4 protein-coding genes and 1 pseudogene are annotated in these 5730 nt (G+C 72.1%); 1 reads left to right on the forward strand and 4 read right to left on the reverse strand.

The window, feature by feature from the left end:
- Together B9S61_RS03100 and B9S61_RS03105 are read right to left on the reverse strand one after the other, a co-directional pair.
- A pseudogene (locus B9S61_RS03100) lies at window positions 1-763 on the reverse strand (cellulose-binding protein); the annotation flags it as partial.
- Between the two features lie 238 nt (window positions 764-1001).
- On the reverse strand, window positions 1002-2324 hold the full coding sequence (locus tag B9S61_RS03105; RefSeq protein WP_103540797.1) for a radical SAM protein: 1323 nt from the start codon (window positions 2322-2324) through the stop codon (window positions 1002-1004).
- Window positions 2325-2480: 156 nt separating this feature from the next.
- Here B9S61_RS03105 and B9S61_RS03110 point away from each other — a divergent pair, with 156 nt between their 5' ends.
- The gene (locus B9S61_RS03110; protein ID WP_103540798.1) at window positions 2481-3734 is read left to right on the forward strand and encodes a D-arabinono-1,4-lactone oxidase; all 1254 of its coding nucleotides are present in this window, start codon (window positions 2481-2483) and stop codon (window positions 3732-3734) included.
- Window positions 3735-3878: 144 nt separating this feature from the next.
- On the opposite strand, the gene B9S61_RS03115 is transcribed toward B9S61_RS03110, so the two are convergent.
- Both B9S61_RS03115 and B9S61_RS03120 read right to left on the reverse strand, forming a co-directional pair.
- Window positions 3879-4403 (reverse strand): hypothetical protein, encoded by a 525-nt coding sequence (locus tag B9S61_RS03115; protein WP_258039527.1) that lies wholly within the window; start codon window positions 4401-4403, stop codon window positions 3879-3881.
- A partial coding sequence (locus B9S61_RS03120) for a histidinol-phosphatase (RefSeq protein WP_103540800.1) occupies window positions 4385-5730 on the reverse strand: 1346 nt, incomplete at its 5' end. The genes B9S61_RS03115 and B9S61_RS03120, both read right to left, overlap by 19 nt.

Genomic DNA, 5730 nt, shown 5'->3' on the forward strand with positions numbered 1-5730 from the left:
GGCGCTCCAGATAGGCGAGGCCGCCCCAGCCGATCACTCCTCCGGCCAGCGCCCCGGGCAGTCCCCCGCCGTGGAGCCGCAGACAGGCGGCCGCCTCGGCACACTGGTGGCAGGTGGCGAGGTGCCGGGAGAGGTCACCGGGGGTGTCCGCGGCGGGCGAGCGGGTGACGGCGTCGAGGAGCCGGGCGTAGCTGCGGCACTCGGCGTCCATCGGCGAGTCGAGGTGGTTGCGGTGGCAGCGGTCCCGGAACAGGCGGCCCACCTGGGCGAGTTCGTCGGCCGCCGTGCCGGGGTCGAGGCCGAGCCGGCGCGCGATCAGGGGCAGCGGCAGGGCTTCCGCCTCGGCCAGCCACAGCAGTTCGGCGTCCGCCTGCTGCAGGTCGCGCAGTCCGCGTACGGCGACCGGGCGCCGCAGCGGCGGACCCGTGTAGCGGGCGGCCTGGTCGGAGTGGAGCCACAGCCGGAGGTCGGGGTCGAGCTTGTGCCCCTGTCCCGCTTCCTCCCAGGCGGCCGCGGTGGTGCGAACGGCGCTCAGCAGCAGGGGTATCCGGGGCAGCCGGGTGGAACGCCGGCCGGTACCCCGTACGGTGCCCGTCTCGGCAGCGCGCAGTTCCCCTATGCCCACGGTGAAGGCCTCGCGGGCCAGTTCGGCCGCGGCGGTGGATCCCGCCGTGCAGAGGTCGGCGAAGGAGAGCACCGCGTCCCAGCATTCGGAGAACAACGCCGCCTCGGTGGCGTCCTGAGGGCTCGGCAGGTCGGGCATGAGACTCCTGCATCCACGAGCGAGGTCAACTCGCCATACCGGCATTGGAGTTGAGGGAAACCTCGCGGCAGTGGACGAGTTTTTCACGTCCTCGACACAACTGACAAGCGCTGCTTTCACTTTCTGTGGCCGCTTGGCAACCCCTCGCGTGGACCATACGCAAGGAAGGCCGGAACGTCTCGGTTCCGGCCTTCCCGATCTTTCCTCGCTGTGCGTACCTCCGGGACGCCCGGACGTCTCAGACGGTCTCCGCGGGCTCCTGCGCGGGGAGGCTGTCCATGAAGGAGCTGACGGAGAACACCGCGTTGCCGGGTCCGGGCGGGCCGTAGCCGGGGGGCGAGGACAGGCCGAAGTCCTCCATGGTCTGCCGGTACGCCTGGAGCAGCCGGATGTGGTACTCCAGCGGCGCGCCCTGCGGGTTGGCCTTGCCGAGCGGGGTGGTCGGCTCGGGGCACCAGGTGGTGAAGCGGGGCGTGATGCCGTGCGACATGAAGAAGCGCAGACCCTCGGTGGTCGAGGCGATCGCCTCGTCGACCGTCTTGAACCCGAAGGGCTCGGCCATCTCCACGCCCGCCACGAAGTTGGGGATCACGTTGCGCGCGCCGAAGACGTCCGCGGAGTCCAGTACGCGCCTGTGCCACTCGTCGCGGCCCACGTAGCGCTCCTTGCCCGGGCAGTACATCTTGAAGAGGTACTCGTCCCACACCTCGTAGTTGGGGTGGTAGATCTGCACGCCGTAGTCCTTGAAGCGCTGCACGTCGTCCCTGGGCAGCGCCTGGGCGACGACCTTGCCGATCCAGCGGCCGGGGAAGCGCTCCTCGATGGCCTTGGCGTAGTGGCCGTAGAAGTCGGCCTCGTCACGACCCGAGACGGTCCTGGTGATGGCGCCGCCGGTGAGGGTGTAGGCGGTGGAGGTCTTCGCCGTGTCGTAACGGTCGATGATCTCCAGGGCCTCGAGGACCTCCTCGACGTCCTTCACGCCGGTGTAGGGCCGGCCGGCCGCCTTGTGCTGGCGCCAGTTGTGGTTGATGTCGCAGTACTGGCACTCCTCCTTGGCACCGAAGTACTGGCAGACCCGGAAGACGGTCAGATAGATCAGATAGCCCCACTGGATGGTCGGGGCGACCTCCATGACCGACTTCCCGTTGGCGAGGGTGTGCCGGTAGTACTCGGGCATGGGCGGCACCCCGACGTCCGAGATCCGCTTCCCGTCGAGGTAGAGCCCGAGCACGCCGTGCTCGTCGGCGGCGACGCGGTAGGGGGAGGCCGGGTTCACGCGCACCGACACCACCGTGCGGCGCAGGCCGTACGGGCCGCCCGTGAGAATGATCTCCTCCGGCGGGCGCCGCAGCGCGGCCTCACCCAGCTCGGGCAGGGTGCCGTGGTCGAAGGAGAAGATGAAGTAGGACTTCGGTTTGACCTCGCCGTTCTCGTTGTCGCTGAGCGCGGACGGGTCGAAGGCCACACCGCCGCGCAGCAGGTCCTCCTTGAGAACGGCCTCGCGCGGTACGTGCGGAAACCGCTCCATCAGATCCTCGACCAGCGCGGTACGGCTGCCCATCGACGTGTTCTCCTCCCGGTTCGGACGTACGACTCCTCACGGTATGCCCCCGGCGGGGCATCCGGGGTGCCGGGTCCCCCCACATGGCGTGGGTCACTCCCGGGACAGGTTCCGACCGGGGCCCCTTCCGGCCCCGAGGGTCGCGAAGGACGAGGGATGGCCGAGAGCGTCACCAACTGGGCGGGCAACATCACGTACGCCGCCGGGGAGCTGCACCGTCCGCGCACCGTGGAGGCACTGCGCGCGCTGGTCGCCGGCAGCCGTCGGGTGCGGGCCCTGGGCAGCGGGCACTCCTTCAACGAGATCGCCGAGGCCGGTGCGGACGGCGTCCTGCTCTCCCTCGACGCCCTGCCCCCGCGGATCGACGTGGACACGACGGCCCGGACGGTACGGGTCGGGGGCGGGGTCCGCTACGCGAAGCTGGCCCGTGAGGTGCACCGGCAGGGGCCGGCGCTGGCGAACATGGCGTCGCTCCCGCACATCTCGGTGGCCGGCTCGGTCGCCACCGGCACCCACGGCTCCGGGGTCGGCAACGGTCCGCTGGCCTCGTCGGTGCGCGCGGTGGAGCTGGTCACGGCGGACGGCTCGGCGGTGACCCTCGCACGCGGCGACGAGCGGTTCGGCGGCGCGGTCACCTCGCTGGGCGCACTCGGTGTCGTCACCGCGCTCACCCTGGACCTGGAACCGGCCTTCGAGGTCGAGCAGCGTGTGTTCACCGGGATGCCCCTGGATGGGCTGGACGAGGCCACGTTCGAGAAGGTGATGCCGGCGGCGTACAGCGTGAGCCTGTTCACCGACTGGCGGGCGCCGGGCCTGCGTCAGGTGTGGGTGAAGCGGCGCACCGACCAGCCGCTGCCGGACTTCCCCTGGGCTCCGGCCGCGACCGAGAAGATGCACCCGGTGCCGGGGATGCCCGCGGTGAACTGCACCGAGCAGTTCGGGGTGCCGGGGCCCTGGCACGAGCGGCTGCCGCGTTTCCGGGCGGAGTTCACGCCGAGCAGCGGGGCGGAGCTCCAGTCGGAGTACCTGATGCCGCGCGGGTCGGCCGTCGGCGTGCTGCGGGCGCTGGACGGGATCCGGGAGGGAGTCGCGCCGGTGCTGCAGACCTGCGAGGTGCGCGCCGTCGCCGCCGACGACCAGTGGCTGAGCCCCTCCTACGGGCGGGACACGGTGGCCGTCCACTTCACCTGGGTCGAGGACACCCGGACGGTGCTGCCCGTGGTGACGCGGGTGGAGGAGGCGCTGGCGCCGTTCGGGGCGCGGCCGCACTGGGGGAAGGTGTTCACCACACCGGCGGCGGAGCTGCACTCCCGCTATCCGTGCCTGCACGACTTCCGGGCGCTCGTGCGTGACCTGGACCCGGAGGGGAAGTTCACCAACGCCTTCGTGCGGGACGTGCTGGGCGACTGACCGCACGGCAGGCACCGCGACCCGCCGCCCCGGGCCGTCGGCGTCCCGGCCCGGACCTCACCGCGGTCCCGGGCCGGACGTCGGCCTGCTTCCTGTTCGGGCAGTACTTCCGGGGGTTCCCCGAGGAGCCGGCGGAGACCCCGCTCAGTGGTCCGCGCAGCAGGGCGTGGGGTCCGGGGCCTCGAACGGTACGAGGGTGCCGCCCAGGGCGGGAGTGGCGGCGAGGACGAGTTCGTCCCGCTGCCACTGCGGCCGGACGTGGTCACGGGTCACCACGCGGGTCTCCGGATCCGGTGGTCCGGGTGTGCCCAGCACCGTCACGCGGGCGATCGCGGAACCGGCGAGCAGCTCCGCGACGGTCATCGTGCCGGTGAGAGCGCGAACGCCCGGGTAGAGCACCGCGCGCCCGACCTCGTCGGGCAGTCCCGGGGAGACGGAACCGTACCCCGCGAGCCGCTCCCGGAGGGTGTCCGGGAGCGGCCGCGAGAGCAGGGACAGGGACACCACGACGCGCGGCCGGCCGTCGCGCACGAGGTGCGTGCAGCCGGACACGTCCTCGGGAAGGGCGAGTCCGGCCGCCATCTCGCACAGCAGGTGGTCGGCGTCGAGCAGGTCCCGGATGCCCGCGTCCACGGTGAGGGCGTACGGCGTCACGACGGCAGGACCCACACCGGGTTGGTGTAGAACCACAGGTCGCGCCACGGGTCGGCGTCCCCGACGACGTCGAGGGCCGGGCCCGCCGGGTCGACCTTCGCGCCCATCGCGCCGACGGCGGACCGGTTGCCGTCGGTGCCGCGCAGCCGGACGTACAGCGGGCGGTCGACGCGGCCGAGGTCGAAGGTGACGCGGACGGTGCCGGCCGGCTTGTCGATGTCGTACGAGCGGACGACCCTCGCCGTCGGGGCGGTGAACGTGTCCTTGTCGGCGACCGGGCCGGTGACATCGCCCTGGACGACGTCGACGCGGGCGAGCTTCGGCGTGAACCCGGCCCAGTTGGTGCCGCCGGCGAGCGCGATGTCGGCGGTCAGCGTGACCTTGGTGCCCTTGCGTACGTGCAGGGCCCCGCCGAGGGTGGCCCAGCGGCTGCCGCCGGAGACGCGGACGTCGAGGCCGCTGACGAGCTGCCCGTGGTCGACCCAGATGCGGCCGGCGCGGATGCCGTCCATGACCGCGGCGTAGGAGAAGCCGTCGGCACCGACGTGGGTACGGCTGTACTGTCCGGGCCAGAAGTCGCCCTGGGTGACGTCGATCTTCCCCGCGTACACGGGGTCGTCGTAGCGGCCGTTGGCCGCGAAGTCGCCGCCGCCCCGGGCGCCGGTGTCGGCGTACACCTGGTGGGAGTCGGAGTTCGCGGTGATCCACCAGGGGCGGCCCTCGGCGAGGAGGCTGTCCCACAGGCCGCCGACGGTGGCGGTCATCCAGTCGAAGCCGCCCCAGGTGCGGTAGCTCTCCAGCGGGTAGCCGGGGAAGGAGTTGGCGCCGGGGCTGCCGTCGTAGATGCCGCGGGCGCGGCCCATGCCGAGGGGCTTCGGAAGGCCGGCGGCCTGGTGGCCGGGAGCGCCCTCGAAGCCGACGGCGATCTGCCGGTCGCCGGTACCGGTGGCGTCGCGCCAGGCGCGGATCTCGTGCGGGGAGTCGATGCCCTTGCGCGCGGGGTGGTTGGCGAGCATCAGGGCGTCCTGGACCTTGCGCCGTCTGACCTGGTCGGCGAGGAAGTTGAGGCCGGCCACGGCGAGCGCCTCGTTGGCGGGCGTGGAGTCGCCGGCGCCCTTGACGCTGCCGTCGTAGTCGGTCTCGAACTGCTTGAGGACGGAGACCTCGTGGCGGCCGGGGTGGACGAAGACGGTGCCGTGTTCGGCGGCCGGGATGTTCCACTCCAGACCCTGGAAGACGAGGGTGTCCTCGTGGGCGGTCCGGGCCTCGCGGATGTCCGGGTTGACCTTCTCGACGCCGATCTTCGCGTGGGTGGTGCTGCCGTGGTCGGTGATGACCAGCC

It is taken from the genome of Streptomyces sp. SM1, assembly GCF_002910825.1.
In the GTDB taxonomy this organism is placed as follows: domain Bacteria; phylum Actinomycetota; class Actinomycetes; order Streptomycetales; family Streptomycetaceae; genus Streptomyces; species Streptomyces okerensis.